The organism is Deinococcus planocerae, assembly GCF_002869765.1.
Lineage (GTDB): Bacteria > Deinococcota > Deinococci > Deinococcales > Deinococcaceae > Deinococcus > Deinococcus planocerae.
On the sequence record NZ_PNOR01000015.1, the window covers coordinates 34,109 to 48,858 of the forward strand.

At 70.7% G+C, this 14,750-nt stretch carries 14 protein-coding genes; 11 read left to right on the forward strand and 3 right to left on the reverse strand.

All coding sequences use genetic code 11. From position 1 onward, the window contains the following. Positions 1–21: 21 nt before the first annotated feature. Positions 22–621, reverse strand: coding sequence for a hypothetical protein (locus A7B18_RS10245; protein WP_102126600.1), 600 nt, complete (start codon positions 619–621; stop codon positions 22–24). A 41-nt stretch (positions 622–662) separates the two neighbouring features. On the opposite strand from A7B18_RS10245, the gene purB reads away from it, so the two are divergent. The 8 genes from purB to A7B18_RS10285 all read left to right on the forward strand — a co-directional run bounded on the left by purB (position 663) and on the right by A7B18_RS10285 (position 7,742). Next, on the forward strand, positions 663–1,970 hold the full coding sequence (gene purB, locus A7B18_RS10250; RefSeq protein WP_102126601.1) for an adenylosuccinate lyase: 1,308 nt from the start codon (positions 663–665) through the stop codon (positions 1,968–1,970). Positions 1,971–2,066: 96 nt separating this feature from the next. Further along, a complete protein-coding gene (locus A7B18_RS10255; RefSeq protein WP_102126602.1) occupies positions 2,067–2,435 on the forward strand; it encodes a phage holin family protein in 369 nt (122 codons plus the stop codon). After that, positions 2,432–3,319 (forward strand): pantoate--beta-alanine ligase, encoded by an 888-nt coding sequence (gene panC, locus A7B18_RS10260; RefSeq protein WP_102126603.1) that lies wholly within the window; start codon positions 2,432–2,434, stop codon positions 3,317–3,319. Before A7B18_RS10255 ends, panC begins: the two co-directional genes overlap by 4 nt. Continuing rightward, a complete protein-coding gene (locus A7B18_RS10265; RefSeq protein WP_102126604.1) occupies positions 3,316–4,392 on the forward strand; it encodes a PilT/PilU family type 4a pilus ATPase in 1,077 nt (358 codons plus the stop codon). Before panC ends, A7B18_RS10265 begins: the two co-directional genes overlap by 4 nt. Before the next feature lie 47 nt (positions 4,393–4,439). Continuing rightward, positions 4,440–4,628: a hypothetical protein gene (locus A7B18_RS10270; protein ID WP_102126605.1), complete on the forward strand. Its 189-nt coding sequence runs from the start codon at positions 4,440–4,442 to the stop codon at positions 4,626–4,628. Positions 4,629–4,911: 283 nt separating this feature from the next. Next, complete coding sequence (greA, locus tag A7B18_RS10275) at positions 4,912–5,382, forward strand: transcription elongation factor GreA (protein ID WP_102126606.1); 471 nt, start codon at positions 4,912–4,914, stop codon at positions 5,380–5,382. A 182-nt stretch (positions 5,383–5,564) separates the two neighbouring features. Further along, on the forward strand, positions 5,565–7,070 hold the full coding sequence (gene malQ, locus A7B18_RS10280) for a 4-alpha-glucanotransferase (RefSeq protein WP_102126607.1): 1,506 nt from the start codon (positions 5,565–5,567) through the stop codon (positions 7,068–7,070). Between the two features lie 99 nt (positions 7,071–7,169). Beyond that, positions 7,170–7,742, forward strand: coding sequence for a cob(I)yrinic acid a,c-diamide adenosyltransferase (locus A7B18_RS10285; protein ID WP_102126608.1), 573 nt, complete (start codon positions 7,170–7,172; stop codon positions 7,740–7,742). A 338-nt stretch (positions 7,743–8,080) separates the two neighbouring features. Here A7B18_RS10285 and A7B18_RS10290 read toward each other — a convergent pair whose 3' ends face one another. Then, entirely contained in the window at positions 8,081–9,196 is a 1,116-nt protein-coding gene (locus A7B18_RS10290; protein ID WP_102126609.1) for an N-acetylmuramoyl-L-alanine amidase family protein, read from the reverse strand. Between the two features lie 131 nt (positions 9,197–9,327). Between A7B18_RS10290 and A7B18_RS10295 the strand changes: the two genes are divergently transcribed. Next, the gene (locus tag A7B18_RS10295; RefSeq protein ID WP_102126610.1) at positions 9,328–9,954 is read left to right on the forward strand and encodes a hypothetical protein; all 627 of its coding nucleotides are present in this window, start codon (positions 9,328–9,330) and stop codon (positions 9,952–9,954) included. Positions 9,955–9,993: 39 nt separating this feature from the next. Here A7B18_RS10295 and A7B18_RS10300 read toward each other — a convergent pair whose 3' ends face one another. Continuing rightward, on the reverse strand, positions 9,994–11,046 hold the full coding sequence (locus A7B18_RS10300; protein ID WP_245872821.1) for an HD-GYP domain-containing protein: 1,053 nt from the start codon (positions 11,044–11,046) through the stop codon (positions 9,994–9,996). A 341-nt stretch (positions 11,047–11,387) separates the two neighbouring features. Here A7B18_RS10300 and A7B18_RS10305 point away from each other — a divergent pair, with 341 nt between their 5' ends. Both A7B18_RS10305 and A7B18_RS10310 read left to right on the forward strand, forming a co-directional pair. After that, positions 11,388–12,197 (forward strand): TIGR00282 family metallophosphoesterase, encoded by an 810-nt coding sequence (locus A7B18_RS10305; RefSeq protein WP_102126612.1) that lies wholly within the window; start codon positions 11,388–11,390, stop codon positions 12,195–12,197. Continuing rightward, positions 12,181–14,667: a phosphoenolpyruvate carboxylase gene (locus tag A7B18_RS10310; RefSeq protein WP_102126613.1), complete on the forward strand. Its 2,487-nt coding sequence runs from the start codon at positions 12,181–12,183 to the stop codon at positions 14,665–14,667. Before A7B18_RS10305 ends, A7B18_RS10310 begins: the two co-directional genes overlap by 17 nt. Positions 14,668–14,750: the final 83 nt, after the last annotated feature.

The following is a 14,750-nucleotide window of genomic DNA, read 5'->3' on the forward strand; positions in this document are numbered from 1 at the left end:
AGAAAGGACCGACGAACAGGTTCACAGCGCGTCGTAGCGGGCACGCACCTCCGCCGCGGCACGGTCGGCTCCAGCTTTCTGAAAAGCCGCTTGCGCGCACTCGTACTCGGCCCGGGCCTCAATGGAGTCGCCCGTCTGCGCCGCGAGGTCGCCCAACGCCCGGTGGACGCAGGCGAGGGTCATGGGATCGTCGGCGGCCTGAGCATCGGTCATCGCGACAGTCAGAGCGGCCCGCGCGGCCTCGATCTCCCCGAGCGCGAGCCGGTTCACGCCCACCTCGTACCCGTTTACGGCCCGCTCAAAGGCGCGGTCACCGGGGAGGGCGTCGATCAGTGCGTGCTCCTCGGCAAACAGGAGCAGGGCGGCCCGGTGGTCTCCGGCGAGCCGCTCCACCATGCCCTGCTGATGGACGAAGATGTGCTCCTCAGGCTCACCCGCATGGGCGACGCGCAGCCTCGCGTACACCTCCCGCGCCTCGTCGAATAGGCCCTCGTGCGCGAGGATGTACCCCAGCGTATGCTGCCCGTCGCCGGAGGCGAGGAGCGTAGGGTCGGCCTCCAGCAGCGCCCGCGCCTCCCCGTACCGCTCCTCGCCCAGCGCCGCCCAGACCTGTTCCAGCATGGCCCGAGGATAGGCCCGCGCCGGGTGCTACGCTGCCCGCCGTGATCGACCGTTACCTGACCCCCGAGATGCGCGCCCTGTGGAGCGAGGCGAGCAAGTACCGCGCGTGGCTGCGGGTCGAACTCGCCGCCATGCAGGCCCAGGCCGCCCACGGCGAGGTGCCCCGGGGGGCCTTCGAGGCGCTGACGGCCCGCGCGGAAGCCGGTCCCCTCGACGACGCCTTCGCCGTGCGGGTGGCCGAGATCGAGGCGGTCACCCGGCACGACATCGTGGCCTTTACCCGGGCGCTCACCGAGCGGTACGGCAAGGAGGCCCGCTTTATCCACCACGGCCTGACGAGCACGGACGTGGTGGACACGGCGCAAAACCTGCTGCTGGACGAGGCGCTGGGGCTGATCGAGGCGGACGTGCGGGCGCTGCGGGACGTGTGCCGCGACCAGGCCGTCACCTATAAGCTCACGCCCACGGTGGGCCGCACCCACGGCATCCACGCCGAGCCCATGACCTTCGGGCTGAAGTTCCTGAACTGGATGGCGACCTTGGGCCGCGACCTGGAGCGGCTGGCGGCGGCGCGGAGGCGGGTGCAGGTCGTCATGCTCTCGGGCTCGGTGGGCACCTACGCGCACGTCTCCCCCCGCATCGAGGAGGAGGTCGCCGCCGCCTGGGGCTGGCAGGCGGCCCCCGTCACCAACCAAACGCTCGCGCGGGACCGGCACGCCGAAGTCTTGAGCGCCCTCGCCATCCTGGGCACCACCCTGGAGAAGATCGCGGTCGAGATTCGTCACCTCCAGCGCTCCGAGGTGCGCGAGGCGATGGAGCCCTTCGGCAAGGGGCAGACGGGCAGTTCCTCCATGCCGCACAAGAAAAACCCCATCCTGACCGAGAACGTGACCGGCCTCGCCCGGCTGCTGCGCGGCTACCTCGTCACCGGCCTGGAGGACGTCGCCCTCTGGCACGAGCGCGACATCAGCCACTCCAGCGCCGAGCGCGTCATCCTGCCCGACGCCACGAGTGCGGCGAGCTACGCCACCCGGCGCCTGACGGGCGTGCTGCGTGATCTCGTGGTCTTCCCCGAGAGGATGCTGCGGAATCTGAACGACCTCGGCGGTCTCGTCTTCAGCCAGCGGGTGCTGCACGCCCTGATCGACGAGAAGGGCATGAGCCGCGAAGCCGCCTACGACCTCGTGCAGCGCCACGCCCTGAGAAGCTGGGAGACGGGCGAGGGCCTGCGCGACCTGCTGAAGGCCGACACCGAAAACCCCCTTACTGAAACGGAACTCGACGCCGCCTTCGACCTGGGGTGGTATCTGCGGCACGTGGGGGAGATTTACGGGCGGTTCGGGCTGTAGGGCTGGGCCGAACCGCTGACGGCCCCACGCCGGGCACGTGTCCATCAGATGACCGGACGGCGTGCCGCTCGACTTTCCAGCCCCTATCCTCTCCCTATGGGCTTCCTGATTCGACTGCTCGTGAACGCGCTGGCGCTGTACCTCGTGACGCGGGTGTACGCGGGCGTGAGCTTCGCGCCGGGGGCGGGCGCGGGCGCCGTGATTCTCGCCGCCCTCGTGCTGGGGATCGTGAACGCGCTCATCCGGCCCGTGCTGCTGCTGCTCAGTCTGCCGATCAACCTGCTCACGCTGGGGCTGTTCACGCTCGTGGTGAACGGCGTGGTGCTGCTCATCGTGGCGGCGGTGACGGCGCTGAACGTGGCGGGCTTCGGGGCCGCGATTGTCGGCGCCCTGGTCCTGACGGTCATCGCGTGGGCGCTCGACCTCGTGGTGAACGCGCTCGGGCTGGACGGGAGGCGGGATTGACCGCTCCCCGCACACCGTCCCTCGTCACCACTCCCGAGGAGTTGCGCGCCGCCCTGGCAGATGGGGGCCGCGTCGGCCTCGTTCCCACGATGGGCTACCTGCACGAGGGACACGCGCGGCTGATCGAGCGGGCGCGGGCCGAGAGCGACACCGTGGTCGTGAGCGTCTTCGTCAACCCCCGGCAGTTCGGCCCCCGGGAGGACCTGAGCCGCTACCCGCGCGACCTGACGCGCGACCTGGGCGTGGCGGGAGCGGCGGGCGCCGACCTGCTCTTCCACCCCGGCGTGGAGGTGATGTACCCGCCGGGCTACGCGACGAACGTCACCGTGGGAGGCGTGTCGGAACCGCTGGAGGGCAGCTCGCGGCCCGGGCATTTCGACGGGGTGGCAACGGTGGTCCTCAAGCTGCTTGGCCTCGTGGGGCCGGACCGGGCGTACTTCGGGGAGAAGGACTGGCAGCAGCTCGCGGTCGTGCGGCGAATGGTGCGCGACCTGAACGTGCCTGCCCAGATCGTCGGGGTGCCTACGGTGCGGGAGGCCTCGGGGCTGGCGCTGAGCAGCCGCAACAGCTACCTGACGCCGGAGGGGCAGGAGCGGGCCGCCGTGCTCTCGCGGGCGCTGAGGGCGGTGCAGGCGGCGGCCTCGCGTGGTGAGCGCGACACGGCCCGGCTGCGGCAGGCGGGGCTGGACGTGCTCGCGGGGGAGCCCGAGGTCAGCCTGGACTACCTCACGGTGGTGGGCGGTGACATGGCGGAAAGAGAGCGTGTGGAGAATGATCCCATGACCCGCGTTCTGGTGGCCGCCCGGATGTTCGGCGTGAGGCTCATCGACAACCTGCCCCTGTGGCCGGACCTCCCGCGGCAGGCGGGCGGGGAAGGCACGTGACCCTCGAAGACCTCCTGCGGGAGATGGTGGCCCAGCGGGTCTCGGACGTGCACCTCCAGGTGGGCAGCCCGCCGATGGGGCGGGTGGACGGGGCGCTCCTGCCCTTCGGCACCCAGCCGCTCACGCCGGCGGACACCCGGGCGCTCGCGCAGTCGCTCCTGAGCCCGGGGCAGTGGGACGACTTCGAGTACCGCAACGAGGTGGACCTCGCCTACAGCGTCTCCGGCCTCGCCCGCTTCCGCTGCAACGTGTTCCGGCAGCGCGGCGCGGTCGGCGTCGTCATGCGGGTCGTGGCGGACGCCGTGCCCGGCTTCGAGGCGCTCGGGCTGCCGGTCGAGGTCATGTACGGCTTCGCGGCGGCGCCCCGGGGCCTGATCCTGGTCACCGGGCCCACGGGCAGCGGCAAGACGACCACGCTCGCATCTCTCATCGACCATATCAACCGCACGTACCCGTACAACATCATCACCCTCGAAGACCCCATCGAGATCTTGCACCGCAACCGCAAGAGCCTCGTCGTGCAGCGCGAGATCGGCTCGGACACGCGCGACTTCCGCACGGCCCTCAAGTACGCCCTGCGGCAAGACCCCGACGTGATCATGATCGGCGAGATGCGCGACAAGGAGACGGTGGAGGCCGCGCTGACCGCCGCGCAGACCGGGCACCTCGTGCTGAGCACCCTGCACACGCAAGACGCCGTGCGGTCGGTCAACCGCATCATCGACCTCTTCCAACCCTTCGAGCGCGACCAGATTCGCCACCTCCTCGCCGAGTCCTTGGTCGGCATCGTCAGCCAGCGGCTGCTCAAACGGGCGGACGGTCTGGGGCGGGTGCTCGGCACCGAGGTCCTGATCGCCACGCCCCTCGTGCGCGAGTACGTCAAGGACGAGGAAAAGACGGCCCTGATCAAGGACGCGATGATCGAGGACAACATCCGGGGGATGCAGACTTTCGACCAGACCCTCGTGGGGCTCTACCGCCACCACCTCATCACGCTGCAAGAAGCCCTCGACGCCGCCACCAGCCCGCACGAACTCCGGCTGATGGTCAACCAGGCGGGCCTCGCTTACTGAGCGGCTGAGGTCCCAGGCCGGGCCGCCCGCCCGGCGTACACTCGGGCATGACTCCCACCAAAGCCCGGGCGCGCGCCTCCCTGCTTCTGACCCTCGGCTTCCTCACCCTGGCCTTGCACTTCGCCGTGGACGACCTCTGGCGGGCGGATGTGGCGGCAGGGTTCCTACTCGGGATCGCCGTGATGTGCCTCGTGGCTGGAGTGGCGCTCACGGGCTGGGGGCGGCGGCGGGGCTGAGCGCGGTGGCCCCGTGGCGGTGGTGGGGCCAAGAGCACCCCGCCTCCTCCACGGCAACCGCCTCTCGGGGCCCTGTACACGGGAACGAGGGCATGTTGAGTGCGCACAGGCACCTCACTCGGCAGGTGCGACCCTTTGTTTCGCCGAGGCTTCCCACCCTGCGGCGCGGCCCCGCGAGTCTGCCCGGGCCCCGTCCGTCGCCTGTTCTTCCCCAGCCGTGAGGCCGACGCGGGGAGGGCCGGATACGGCGGCGCCTCTCTCCCCTGCCCTATACTGGGCCGCCATGACCAAACAGCGCATCCCCATGACGCAGCGCGGCTACGACAAGCTGGTCGAGACGCTGGATCACCTCAAGACCACCCGCCGCGAACAGATCAGCGAATACATGGGCTCGGCCATCGCCGACGGCGACCTGCGCGAGAGTGCGGCCTACGACGAGGCCCGGATGCAGCAGAGCGAGAACGAGGCGCGCATCGTGGAGATCGAAGACCAGCTCGAACGCGCCCAGATCGTCGCCGAGGACGCGGCGGGCGGCGCGGGCCTGGGCGCCCGGGTGCGCGTGCGTGACGAGAAGGGCGTCGAGCGCCAGTTCGAGCTGGTGGGCACCTACGAGGTCGACGTGCTCAACAACCGCATCAGCGACGCCAGCCCCATCGGCAAGGCCCTCAGCGGCAAGCGCCCCGGCCAGACCGTGACCGTGCCGCTGCCCAAGGGAAGCGCCAGGTTCGAGGTGCTCGAAGTCACCTACGACTGAGCCCGGCGCCGGGCGGGGAGGACGGAAGCGGGAAGGCCCGTCCTCCCCGCCTTTTCTCTTGTTTCAGAAAGACCCGCCCCCCGGAAAACGGCCCGGCTCTCCCGGTAAGAATAGGTACAATACGGCGGCTTTCTGGAATCACTTCCACTCCACCCCGCTCTCATCCCAGGGAGGACCCCCTCATGACGATCAAGCGCTCCAGCGGCGTGCTGCTGCATCCCACCAGCCTGCCCGGGCCCCACGGCATCGGCGAACTCGGCGCCCACGCGCGGGCGTTCGTGGACTGGCTGGCCTCGGCGCGGCAGCACTACTGGCAGGTCATGCCGCTCGGGCCGACCGGGTACGGCGACAGCCCCTACCAGGCCTTCAGCGCCTTTGCCGGGAACCCCTACCTGATCGACCTCGCCACGCTGCGGGAGGAGGGCTTGCTCCAGGAAGAGGACTTCGCCGACCTGCCCGGGTTTGACGAGCACCGGGTGGACTTCGGCCTCCAGTACGTCTGGCGTACCGGGATGCTGAGGCGGGCCTACGAACGTTACGCCGCGGGCGGGGCACCCGAATTGCAGGCCGACTTCGACTCTTTCCGGGGGGAGGAGGCCGCGTGGCTGGACGACTACGCCCTCTTCGCGGCCCTCAAGGACGAGCAGGGCGGGTTGCCCTGGAACGCCTGGGAGCCGGGGTTGCGCGACCGCGAGCCGGGGACGCTGGCGGCGGCGCGGGAGCGGCTGGCCTCCGACACCCTGCGGGTGAAGTTCATCCAGTTCCTGTTCTTCCGGCAGTGGACGGCCCTGCGGGAGTACGCGCGGGAGCGGGGCGTCGGCATCATCGGGGACATTCCGATCTTCGTGGCGATGGATTCGAGCGACGCGTGGGCCAACCGCGAGGGGTTCTATTTCGACGACCAGGGGCAGCCGACCGTCGTGGCGGGGGTGCCGCCGGACTACTTCAGCGAGACGGGGCAGCTCTGGGGCAACCCGCTGTATCGCTGGGACGTGATGGCGCAAGGCGGCTTCCGCTGGTGGATCGAGCGCTTCCGGGGCAGCCTGCGGCTCTTCGACGTGGTGCGGGTGGACCACTTCCGGGGCTTCGCCGGGTACTGGGAGATTCCCTTCCCCGCCGAGACGGCGATCCACGGGCGCTGGGTGCCCGCGCTGGGCCACGAGATGCTCGCCGCCGTGCGGGAGGCGCTGGGCGACGTGCCCATCATCGCCGAGGACCTGGGCGTGATCACCCCCGACGTGGAAAAACTGCGCGACGACTTCGGGCTGCCGGGGATGGCCGTGCTGCAATTCGCCTTCGGGGGCGGCGATTTCAGCGTGAACGCCTTCCTGCCCGAGAACCTGCGGGAAAATCAGGTCGTGTACAGCGGCACCCACGACAACGACACCTCGCGCGGGTGGTGGCGGAACGCCCTGGAGAGCGAGCGGCACAACTTCCGGGTGTACACGAGCAGCGACCCCTCCGAGGAGACCTTCGCGTGGGGGCTCGTCCGGATGGCCTTCGAGAGCCGGGCCAACCTCGCCGTCGTGCCGCTGCAAGACCTCCTTAACCTCGGCAGCGAGGACCGCATGAACCTCCCCGGCTCGACCGGCCCCCAGAACTGGACGTGGCGCTACCGGGAAGGCGACCTGACGCCGGAGCTGGCTGGCAAGCTCCGCGAGTTGACGGAGACGACGGGTCGGGCGTAGCGGGATTGATCGGATGGAGTGGGAGCGAAGGCGAAAGCTTTGGCTCCCGCTTCCCTTTTTCCCACCCCCCGCCGCCCGCGACCCACTACCCTGTCTCCCATGAAGCTCTATACGAAGACGGGCGACGACGGCTCCACCGGCCTTTACGGCCCCGAGCGGGTCAGCAAGACGCACGTGCGGGTCGAGGCGTACGGGACGGTGGACGAGCTCAACAGCGTGGTAGGCCTCGCGCGGGCGCACAACATGGGGAGCGCGCAGCCCGACGCGACCCTCGACGCCGACCTGGAATACCTCCAGAACGCCCTCTTCGACGTGGGGGCCGACCTCGCCACCCGGCAGGGCAGCGTCTCCGCGAGCAAGATCAGCCGCATGGACGCGGAGGACGCCGCTTTCCTGGAGGCGATGATCGACCGTTACCAAGACGTGGCGCCCGTCTTCAAGGGATTCGTCCACCCGGGCGGCACCGCCACCGCCGCCGCCCTCCACGTCGCCCGCACGGTCGCCCGCCGCGCCGAGCGCGTGACCATTGGGCTTGCGGGAGTCGAGGAGGTCAACCCCCACGTCCTCGTCTACCTCAACCGCGTCTCCGACCTGCTGTTCGTGATGGCCCGCGCGGCGAACCAGACGGCGGGGCTGGAGGAACACGCCTGGACGGTGAAAGGAAGGCGATAAGGCAAGCCCGGCAGCTAATGTCGAATAGGAGGGCAACATGCGGTCTACGAGTTATGCTGAAGAAATAGCACATGCTGATCGAGACGGGGCACGGATCGAAAGACTGAGGATTAAAGCGACTGGTGAGGAAGAGATACGTTTTTCCTGGTGGAAAGACGGTAGGTTTCAGACACGTCCCTTAGATTTATCCGAGGACGACTTGCTCGCCCTCATGCAGGCAGCAATTCAAAGAGGAGTGTTCACGAGCGGTTTTTTCAATGAGCTTGAGCAGGTGTTAAAGAACCGTTAGCGAAGCAGCTCTGGTTCAGCAGGTTAGTTCGTCCACATCTATAGAACCCCTACTCCGCGTGCACGAAATCCAGAATCGCCCGAGCAATCGCCGTCGCCACCCGGTCGCGGTAGGCGGGCTGGGCGAGGCGGGGGCCTTCCACCGGGCTGGAGCCGAAACCGATCTCGATCAAGACGGCAGCGGTGGTGGGGTTGCGGATGACGTAGAAGGCGTCGGTCTGCACGCCGCGGTTGAGCGCACCCGTGGCGGAGATCAGGCGAGACTGGACCTTCTGGGCGAGTGAGCGCGAGAAGGACACCTTGGCCTGGGCGAGGAGGTCGCCGAGGAGGTTCTGGGCGTTGTTGGCGGCGCGGCGGGTGAGCTCCTGGCCGAGACTGCCGCCGCCGTTCTCGCGGACGGCGAGGCTGCGGTTCTGGCCCGCGAGCGGCTGGCCGAAGTAGTACGTCTCGATGCCGTGGGCGGCGGGGTTGGTGGAGGCGTTGACGTGAATGCTGACGAAGGCGGTGGTCTTGGCGTTGGTGGCGAGGCGGGAACGCAGGTCGAGGTCGGTGCTCTTGTTCGCGCTGAGGTGCCGGTTGCTCTCGCGGCTCATCACGACCTCGACGCCGTGCCGCCGCAGCTCGTCGCGCACCCGGCGGGCCACGTCGAGGGTGACCTCGGCCTCGGTGACCCAGCGGCTGCGCATCCCCTGGTCGATGCCGCCGTGCCCGGCGTCGAGGACGACCACGGGCCGGGCGGGGCGCGCTGTGCCCGCCGGTCGGGTAACGGCGGCGGGGCGCACGGGCGCGGCGGGAGAGCGGGCCGCCGCCCCCGCCCCCGTCGGCACGTCGATCACGAGCCGGGCGGGCTGACCGCTCCTCGGAGGCAGGACGGTCGCGGTCGCCTTCCTCCCGCCGGGGGTGAGGGTCACGGTGACGGTCTGGCCCGCGACGGTGTACCCCGTCACGCCGGGGGCACTCAGGCGACCCCGCGCGGCAGCCAGGGGCACGCTCAGCCGTACGGTGACCCGCCCGCCCGTGACCTGGGTGCTGGAGGTGGGGGTGCGGGCGGAGGCGGGCCGGGGCAGGTCGAACACCACCCGCGTGTATCCGGGGTGGGTGCCCACCCGCGGCGCGGCGAGGGCCGTGGAGGCCGCAAGCAACAGGAGAAGGAGGAGACGCTTCACTGCGCACGGAGTGTACCCCGCCGCGCCCCCGGGCGGGTCAGGAGGGATGAGCGCGGACGGCTCGCCGGGGCTGAAGCGGGCCTGACGCGCCCGCTCACCGGGCTCAGGGGGCGGACGCTAGGGTGGGGCGCATGAAGCGCTTTGTCCTTCCCCTGCTCGCCGCGCTGACCCTCGGGGCAGGCGGGGCCGTGACGTTCGGGGGGCTCAACGTGACCCCCCGGGGGACGCAGAACCTCAACCTCCAGACGGGCGCGACCGAACTGCCCCAGGGGGGAAGCGCCACCGACGCCCGCACCGGGCTGCGGCTGAGTGCCGCCCGGATGGAGTTGCAACCCGGCGAGCGCCTCGTCACCCGGACGGCCACGGTCACCACCCGGCAGGGCGGCACCCTGCGGGCCGGGAACGTGACCTACGACCTGGGGCGCGGCACGGTGACGGCCTCGGGCGGAGTGACGTACTCGGACGCGCGGCTCCAGGGGCTCCGGGCCGAGCGCCTCATCCTGCACGTGCGAACGGGCTTCGTGAGCGCCCTCGGCGGCGTGCGGGCCAGGGCGCCGCAGCTCAGCGCCGCCGCCCTGGCCTTCGACGCGAACACGTCCCAGGTCGTGCTCGCGGGCCCCTACCGGGCGAGCGCGGGGGCGCTGGGGGCGGGCGCGGGCAAGCATCTGCTCCTCGTGTTCGGCGGCAACCGCCTGCTGCGCGCCACACCGAACCCCGACGCGGCGACCGTGGCCCGCTTCGCGCCCTACCTGAAGTGACCGCCGCAGGCCGCGGCCCGGGGGACGGCGGGGCGCCGCTCAGTCCAGGGCGTCGGCGGCGTCCCCGAAGCGTTCTGCCAGGTGGGTGAAGCCCAGCACCCCGCACACGAACAGGCGGGTGAGCGCGGGGTCGAAGTGGCGCCCCGCCTCGCCGATGAGGTGCTCCACGGCGTCCTGATAGCTCCAGGCGGTCTTGTAGGGCCGCGCACTCGTGAGGGCGTCGAACACGTCGGCCACCGCCACGATGCGGGCGGAGAGGGGGATGCGGCCCCCCTCCAGGCCGAGGGGGTAGCCCGCGCCGTCCCAGCGCTCGTGGTGGTGGCGCACGGCCTCCACCGTCTGCACGGGCAGGAACGGCAGGTCGGCGAGGAGCTGCACCCCCCAGACCGGATGCTGGAGGATGACCTCGTACTCCAGAGGCTCGAGGGGACCGGGCTTTTGCAAGATGGCCTGGGGCACCCGCGCCTTGCCGATGTCGTGCAGGGCCGCCCCCCAGCGCACGGCGGCCACCTCGGCGGGAGACAGGCCCGAGGCCTCGGCGAGCCTCCCGGCGAAGTCCACGATCCGGCGGATGTGCTCGGCCTGCCAGGCGTCCTGGCTCACCCCCAGGAAGTTCACCGCCTCGTCGAGGGCCCGCTCGGTGTCCTGAAGCCGCTCGGCGGTGCGGAAGGCGTGCTGCGCCGCGGGGGCGAGCGGTTCGAGCGTGCCCGCCACATACTCGCCGCGCGCCCCCCACGTCACCCGCACGACGTGGGTGTGCAGCGGCGTGACGAGGGTGATCTCCTCCAGCGCCCCCTGCCCCACCCGCAGCGCCCCCGGGTGACGGGCCCGGTCATAGCGCAGCCAGCGGTGCAGCGGCTGCCCGGCGGCCTCCTCAGGCCTCACCCCGGTGACCGCCTCCCACGCCCCGCCGACCTCCAGGATCAGCCCCGCCCCGTCGAGCAGGAAAAGCGCCGACGGCTGCGCCTCCAAGAGCAGTTGCCGCAGGCCCGGACGCGCTGCGGAAGACGCGGCGGCGGGAACGGGTCGGGGAGTCGGGCGGGCCGGGGTGGAGGCGGACGGTGCCCCAAAGAAATCGAGGTCGTCAAACACGGGCACTCCGGCGGCGGCAGGGCACGGCCCGGCCCGCGCCCTGGCCCCGCACGCACCGCTTCACCCCGGCCCCCTCATTCACAGATGCAACCTAGCGCCTGCGCTGTGAGGAAGACGTGAGCAAGCCCCACAGTTCACGTCCCCTCCCCCGTCTGCCCGCATGAAGGCCGAATGAGAGGCCAGGCGAACCGCGCCCACATCGCCCTTTCTCGGCTCCCTCATCGTCCACGCCATGCTCCACGTTCTCCTTCCCGCGGGCGCATTCTAGCGCCTGGCCTCACCGAAAAGTAAAGGTTTGATGATGTCGGTCACGGCGGACCCACCGCGCTAGGGTGGGGGTCATGCTGCGGGTGCTGTTCGTGGGGGACGTGTACGGGGCGCCGGGGCGCCGGGTGGTGGGGGCACACCTGCCGACCCTGCGCTCCCGCTTCGACTTCGTGGTCGTGAACGGCGAGAACGCGGCGGGGGGCTTCGGGCTGCACCGGGAGGCCGCCGACGCCATCTTGCGCGCCGGGGCGGGCTGCATCACGCTCGGCAACCACGCCTGGCACCACAAAGACGTCTTTTCCCTGATGCTCGACGAGGAGAAGTACCCCATCGTGCGGCCCCTGAACTACGCCGACCCCGGCACCCCCGGCGTGGGCTGGCGGACGTTCGAGGTGAGGACGCCGGGCGGGACCACCGAGCGGCTGACGGTCGTGAACGTGCTCGGGCGGGTCTTCATGGAGGCGGTGGCGAACCCCTTCCGGGCGCTGGACGAGCTGCTGGAGCGGGGCGACCTCGGGAGCGTCCTGGTGGACGTGCACGCCGAGGCGACGAGCGAGAAAGCGGCGCTCGCGTGGCATCTCGACGGGCGGGTGGCCGCCGTGATCGGCACGCACACCCACGTCCCCACCGCCGACACCCGCATCCTGCCGGGGGGGACGGCCTTTCAGACCGACGCGGGCTTCACCGGGCCGCGGGACAGCGTGATCGGCGCCGCCCCCGAGGGACCCGTGGCGAAGTTCCTGACCGAGCGGCCCCACCGCTTCACCGTGGCGGAGGGGCCGGCGGAGCTCAACGGGGTGATTGTCCAGATGGAGGGGGGGCGGGCTCTGGGGGTAGACCGCTACCGTTACGTGGAGGGGGACGAACATGGGCATTCGCAGTGACGTGAACGTGCTCGGGCGCACGCTGGGGCAGGTCCTGAGGGAACAGGAGGGCGAGGCCTTTTTCGATCTCGTGGAACGCACCCGGGCCCTCGTGCGCGACGTGCGGGCCGGTGGGGACGACCGCGAGCTGCGCGCCCTGCTCTCGGGGCTGGACGCGGGGACCGCCGAGAATCTGGTGCGGGCCTTTTCCTGGTACTTCCAGCTCGTCAACCTCGCCGAGGAGTACGAGCGGGTGCGGGTGCTCTCGGGCACCCAGGGCGTGCGGCCCCAGAGCATCGAGCAGGCCCTCGTGGACCTCCGGGCCCAAGGGGTGAGCGCCGAGGAGGCCGAGGAGCTGCTCGCCCGGCTCGACCTGGGGCTCACCTTCACCGCACACCCCACCGAGATGCGGCGCCGGACCATCCGCCACCACCTCGTCGAAGTCGCCCGCGACATCCCCAACCTCAACGAGGCGGGGCAGGAGCGGGTGGCCGCCCACGTCGAGGCGATGTGGAGCACCCCGGAACTGCGGCGCCTCAAGCCCACCGTCCTCGACGAGGTGAAGGGCGGCCTGACCTACATCACGAGCATCGCCCAGGCCCTGCCGAACCTGCAACGCGACCTCGCGCGCGGCTTCCGGCACGTGTACGGGCGCGACACGGACGCCCGGCTGCCCCTCTCCTTCTCCTCGTGGATGGGCGGCGACCGCGACGGCAACCCCTTCGTGACGCCGGAGGCCACCCGCGAGGCGTTGAGTCTGCACCGCGAGCGGGCGCGCGAGTTGCTGCTGACCTCGATCCGGCAGGCATACTCCGACCTCAGCCAGGACGAGACGGGCTCGCAGGGGCAGGGGCAGGAACCGTACCGGCGGGAGTTGCAGGCTCTTCACAATGCGATCCGCGACGGGGAGAAGGTCGAGCTGCTGCCCCGCCTGGAAGCCCTCCAGGCCCGGCTCCACACCGACGGGCAGCACCGCAGCGCGGACCAGCTTCTCACGCCGCTCCTCGCAGTGGCACGGGTGTTCGGACAACATCTCGTGAGCCTGGATGTCCGTGAGCACAGCGCCCAGACGGGGGCGGCGGTCGCGCGGCTGCTCGCCGAGGCGGGGGGGGAGCCGGATTACCAGAACCTGCCCGAGCACGCCAAGCAGGAGATTCTTACCCACGAGTTGCGCTCGCGCCGTCCCCTCTGGCCCGCCGGGGAAGACTTGCCGGAGGAATTGGAAAAGGCCATCGGCCCGGTCCGCGAGGTGCAGGCGGCAACCAAGCTCGTCGGTCCCCGCGCCTTCGGACGGTATGTCATCAGCATGAGCGAGAGCGTGTCGGACGTGCTCGAACCGCTGCTGCTCGCCCGCGAGGTGGGCTTCCGGGTGCTGCCCGTGCCCCTCTTCGAGACGCTGGCCGACCTCTCCCGCGCCCCGCAGGTCGTGTGGGAACTCCTCAGCCTGCCCGAGTACCGCGCGGTGCTGGGTGAGGACGTGCAGGAGATCATGCTGGGCTACAGCGACTCGAACAAGGACACGGGCTTTCTGGCCGCGAACTGGGCGCTGCACGAGGCCCAGCGCCGGGTCAGCGACGTGTGCCGCCGGGCGGGGGTGCGGTGGCGGTTCTTCCACGGGCGCGGCACGAGCATCGGGCGGGGGGGCGGCCCGGCGAGCCGCGCGATCCTGGGTCAGCCCGCCGGGACCATCGACGTGGGGCTGCGGATCACCGAGCAGGGGGAGGCGCTCGCCGACAAGTACAGCCACCCGGTCCTCGCGCGGCGCAACCTCGAACAGGCACTCTACGGCTTGATGCTCGCCGCCGCCCGGCCCGCGCAGGACCCGCCCGCCGAGTGGATGGAGGCGATGGAGCGGGCCGCAGGAGCGAGTGCCGCCGCCTACCGCGCCCTGGTGGACGACCCGGCCTTTATCCCCTTCTTCGAGGACGTGACGCCCATCCACGAGATCGCCCGGCTGAACATCGCCTCGCGGCCCGTGCGGCGGCCCGGGGCGCCGAGCCTGTCGAACCTGCGCGCGATCCCCTGGGTGATGAGCTGGACGCAAAACCGGGCGAACCTCCCCGGCTGGTACGGTCTGGCGGAGGGCCTGCGAGAGATCGGCCCGGACCTCGCGCGCACGATGTATGCCGGGTGGCCCTTCTTCCGCACGATCCTCGACAACGCGCAGATGAGCCTCGCCAAGAGCGACTTCCTGATCTTCGGCGAATACCTGCGGCTTACAGATAATCACGACCTCGCCGGGCGGCTGAAGGGGACGTTCGACGAGACGGTCTGCCTGGTGCAGGAGGCGGTGGGCGCCGAGCTGCTGGCGAACGAGCCGCGGCTGCGCGAGAGCATCGGGCTGCGCAACCCGTACATCGACCCCATCCACCGCATCCAGGCCGAGCTGCTGCGGCGCGCCCGCTCTTCGGAGGGCGGCCTGGACGAGTTCGAGCGCCCGCTGATGGTGAGCCTCCAGGGGATCGCGGCGGGGGTGCGGAATACGGGGTGAGGCGTCTTCCAGACCCTGAGAGTCAGCGGCCATCGAAGTCCCTTCTCCGCTGCCTACGTCATCGGGCGGAGGCGGTGCTGCCC